Raw genomic sequence first — 3,731 nt, 5'->3', positions numbered from 1 at the left:
GGAATTGCATCATAATCTGTCATTGAATAGGCCATGTAGGTTCTATATCTCTATCAAATGGTTTTTGCACCAGAACCTTATTAAGAAACGTGTGCGTTCTATGTTGGGATTCAAGTCATTTAAAACAGCAATTTCTATATTGAGTGGTGTTGAAGCCATGCATATGATGAAAAAAGGACAACTTCACCGACAGGTGAAGTCTACCCAAAATGAAGTTGAATTTGTACATAATTTATTTGGAATTGAACAGATTGTGTAGGTTCCCTATGTCTCTATTAAATGATTTTTGCACCAGAACCCATTAAAATGTGCGTGCTATCCCTTGGGTAATTTCTGTTCAATCTTATCATGTACTGATTCGATTTTTTCAGGCAACACAAATAAATATTCGATAAGGACTTCTGATAATTCTGTTAATAAATCTACTGTTTCATCATCAATTTCCTGTTGCAATTCAAGCATCCCATAAAGAGGACTGTCGGGATGAACGAGGTGGCCAATATCTTGAATCGGTTTAGTTAAATCGATATATTCTGGCAATTGCTCAAATTGCTGGGAAAGAGACTGCCCATTACTTTGCTCTCCAAGAAAATGTTTGAGGACACTTTCAAGAACTCGTTTTGACAGTACTGCAGCAGCAGAATTATCTTTTACATTTAAAGTAGAGCGATATGCCCTGACAAGGTCTATAGGGATATGTTTATTGCGTTCGAGCTGATCCAAAGGATTTCTTAAATCCGAAGGACTATAAATATAAACCTCTACTTCTACTTCTTCATTTATTCGATTCGGATAATCATTAAACATAATCACAAATTCTGATGGCTTTTGACATTCAAAACAAAGCCCTTCTGCGAATAATCCCCTTTTTGTAACTTGGTAAAAATTCGTTTTTAACGTAAATTCACTTGATTTACCGCATTTAGGACACTGACTTTTGACATTTTCCGGTACCTTTAAATACCCATACTGGGTATGAGACAAAATGGCCCCTGGCAATATTTTTCTCATTTAAACCTCCTAAAAACTCAACCCTAATACATAACTTATATAAATATTTCTGATAACTATTCAGTCACCTCATGAAGATATAAGATAGTTGGGGAAAATTACTAAAAAGTATGTTTATCTGTTTTATCACAAGATGTAGTGGTATCACACATGTTTGTGTTGTAGCAAAAAAAATAGACCGACTTTTCGCCTATGAAACTCCTAAATTAAAGGTATAGCTGAGTAGTTATTATTCCTGTATAATTGATAATACAAATTTTTAAAGTTATACAAAAAGTATAACTTTAAAAATCATAATTACAATCTATAATATATGGAAATGATGTTTTTTATTAGTAGAGTGTCACCATAAATACCCACATTTTAACAAACATATAAGGGCCACTTGGGTTCTGGTGCAAAAACTATAAAGCTCATGTAACGAATCTTCGAAACTTGGACATACTGATTGGTCTTACCCCCGTCAAGTAGACAGCTGTAAAAAAAGGCTTAGCCACGAGATTCGATATTGGGTATCTTTTCCCATCCCCTCAAAATGGGGGAATAGCAAGCGCACTATTAGCAAAATCCTTATAAATAAAGGATTTTAATTGACACATTCAAATAATAATAAGTTGTATTTTTGAAATTAAAAATTCTAGAATTATAGTCATGTCATAAAGTGTACTTTTTGACATGGCTATAATTTTTTAATGAATTAGGCTAATTCCCCCTTTTCGGGGATTTGGGCAAAAATACCCTATATAAGAATCTAGCCCGAATGGCAAGGTTCTTTTTTTGTCGCGCTAACCTATATCAAGGTTTCATACATTACAATACACTAAATTTTATAATTTTTCTGAAAAGTTGTTGATTTCCATTGGAAAATAATGCTAGTATTTAATTGTAAATATCATAAACTTTACGTGTTTATGATCGTAAACGAGGAGGCGTTTTAATGAAAAACAAAAGTCGAGAAAATTTCATTAATACCTTGCAACGAGAGTTATTAACTAGTTCACAAGCTGCAGAATTACTTGAAGTCACAAAGCAAAGATTTTCAGTAATAGCAAAAAATAAAAACTTGGAACCTGTACACCAATCTACTCAAGGAAAATTATACTTAAGAAGAGATATAGAAGAAATTAAAGATGGTTTCAATAAATTACGTCGGAAGAAAGAGCCTGTATTCTTTGAAGAAAGCGGGAGTACACAAAGAGCAATACTGGAATTCGAAAAAAATAAACACCTACTGGATGAAATTTCTCACATATTTGTCTATTTTGATCGCTTAGATGCAATTTTAGATGGATTTTATATTGTCTTAGAAAATACCTTGTCAAATAAACAAACTATAGATGCACCAAACTTTGTATTAAGAGATCGTACTGGTAAAGAAATGTGGTTTAGTAATTTAAATTGCGGTTATGGGGGAGAAGGTCCAAGTGGCTCAAGTACAGTTATTCAAAGTTTAGGTATTGATCCTGAGTTAGCAGAAATCGTAAGACAAAGCCATGATACAGTAAAATATTTTAGGGATGAAAATGGAGAGTTTGAAGTGTATTGCAACAACAGTGAGATTGATAGGGTTCCTGACTATGGTATTCAATGTCGATATTGGAAAGGAAAATTAATTTTCCTACAAGAAAAAGAAGATTATTTAAGATTTGATAATGATTTAAAAAGTTTTTTAATGGAGTACAGTGTACTTGTTCCCAATATCAGTGATGTAGTCATTTTTAATTCTAAAGATGAAGCACGTGAACGAGGATATTATATAAATAATTATTCTGGTAACGAAGTTGTTTATCAAGTAATAATCAGAGATGAATCAAATAGAGAATTATGGTTATGTCCAGAAGCATCAAACTCTATGCAACCGTTAAAATATAGAAACAACGTCCAAGAACTCCTCTCTTTATGTGGTTTTCATATTGAGCAACCTATAGAAACCTTTCCACAATCCGTAAAAAGATGGTTGGGAATTGTTCCACATATTAAATCATCTGAAATCTTAAAAGTAGAAGAACGCCTTTAAATGACAGGGTATCTAATTATAAAATGATGTTTTGCTCTGAGATACCATGCTAGTATGAAAATATAATTTAGAAAAGGAGGGAATGATGATGAATTACATACTTTTTAGAAGTGCAGATGGTAATACAGGTCATCATTTTGATCCAGGCGGCCTGTGAACTACATCTTCATAAATTGAAGAGGATTCCAGTTCGGGTCTCCTAAAAAATAGCACCTACAAATATTTGCAGGTGCTATTTCTATATATTCATGGTTGTAATATTTCTCTTATTTCTCCTATACGTAACCCTGTGAATTTTGCAATATCCTCTATAGCCATGCCATTTTTATGCATACCACGAACTAATTGTATGCGTTTAGCAAGCTTTCCCTCTTGAAGTCCTTGTTCACGCCCTTTATTTAGTGCATGAGCAATTCCAGCAGCCTCATCCATTAATGCTTTTTCCCTTGCTTCATATTCTTTACAGAAAGAAACATCTTGACTCATAGGTTCCCATTTATTCATTGCTTTTTGTAAATTTTCCTTTCTATAATTGAAAAATACGGGATTCCAACGTTTTAATAGATTATGTAGGATAGCTGTTCATTATATTATGAGGAGTAATTATGAAAAAAAGTCCCCTTTGGTTTGAACTGTACCCTATAAAATGGACAGTTTAATAAAAAGACCTTTAAAAATTAGGCACTTAAAAGATGGTTCCGGT

2 protein-coding genes and 2 pseudogenes are annotated in these 3,731 nt (G+C 32.9%); 2 read left to right on the top strand and 2 right to left on the bottom strand.

Translation table 11 applies throughout. The annotated features are described in order from the left end of the window. Positions 1 to 259, top strand: a pseudogene (locus JDS96_RS29875) (IS6 family transposase); the annotation flags it as partial. Positions 260 to 315: 56 nt separating this feature from the next. On the opposite strand, the gene JDS96_RS29870 reads toward JDS96_RS29875, so the two are convergent. Then, on the bottom strand, positions 316 to 1,011 hold the full coding sequence (locus tag JDS96_RS29870) for a DUF4145 domain-containing protein (protein ID WP_199669014.1): 696 nt from the start codon (positions 1,009 to 1,011) through the stop codon (positions 316 to 318). Positions 1,012 to 1,948: 937 nt separating this feature from the next. On the opposite strand from JDS96_RS29870, the gene JDS96_RS29865 reads away from it, so the two are divergent. Then, on the top strand, positions 1,949 to 3,028 hold the full coding sequence (locus JDS96_RS29865; RefSeq protein ID WP_199669013.1) for a hypothetical protein: 1,080 nt from the start codon (positions 1,949 to 1,951) through the stop codon (positions 3,026 to 3,028). Positions 3,029 to 3,274: 246 nt separating this feature from the next. Here the strand turns inward: JDS96_RS29865 and JDS96_RS29860 are convergent. Next, positions 3,275 to 3,544, bottom strand: a pseudogene (locus tag JDS96_RS29860) (Rpn family recombination-promoting nuclease/putative transposase); the annotation flags it as partial. Positions 3,545 to 3,731: the final 187 nt, after the last annotated feature.

Source organism: Bacillus cereus group sp. N21, from assembly GCF_016483395.1.
Classification (GTDB): domain Bacteria; phylum Bacillota; class Bacilli; order Bacillales; family Bacillaceae_G; genus Bacillus_A; species Bacillus_A pseudomycoides.
Note: the sequence above shows the minus strand (reverse complement) of the source record. Positions and strands in the feature narration are given on the sequence as shown.